This is a genomic window from Bartonella sp. AP57NXGY, assembly GCF_042195805.1.
Taxonomy (GTDB): Bacteria; Pseudomonadota; Alphaproteobacteria; order Rhizobiales; family Rhizobiaceae; genus Bartonella.
This window is the reverse complement of sequence record NZ_JBHIOZ010000672.1, coordinates 1-545: the sequence shown is the minus strand read 5'-3', so window position 1 is coordinate 545 and position 545 is coordinate 1. Positions and strand designations below refer to the sequence as shown.

The 545-nt window shown below is 38.9% G+C and carries 1 protein-coding gene; it reads left to right on the top strand.

Going from position 1 to position 545, the window contains the following annotated elements:
* On the top strand, nt 1-366 hold a 366-nt coding region (locus tag ACFIL8_RS12580; protein WP_375690116.1), incomplete at its 5' end, for a polyprenyl synthetase family protein.
* Between the last annotated feature and the right edge of the window lie 179 nt (nt 367-545).

Genomic DNA, 545 nt, shown 5'->3' with positions numbered 1-545 from the left:
ATCACTCTACAACACATGAAAACAGCAGCCCTGATAAGCTTTGCTTGCCAAGCAGGTGCCATCATTGGCAATGCATCTAAAGAATTAACTGAAAAACTTACTGATTTTGGTACCTATCTTGGTTTAGCCTTTCAATTAACCGATGACCTTCTTGATGTCACCGCCAACACGCAAACCCTAGGAAAAACGGCTGGGAAAGATGAAACGGCACAAAAAGCCACTTTTGTTCATCTCTACGGCATTAAAGAAACCCAAAAAAAGCGAGATACACTCATCAGTAAAGCAGAAGCATTCTTACATCCTTTTGGCGCTAAAGCACTCCCCCTCCAACAAGCAGCACACTTTAGTGCAATACGCCAAAATTAAACTTCATCCACCTATTGTACATAGTGTACACCGTCATATTTATTGAATGCATAATAGACTTTTCCAAGAAACATTACCATTAATCTCCATTATAGTCCTTATCATGAAATGGGTGCGACAAATCTTAAGAGGAATTTCATTAAAACAAGCCGCGTAAATTTATAACACAAATGCATTCT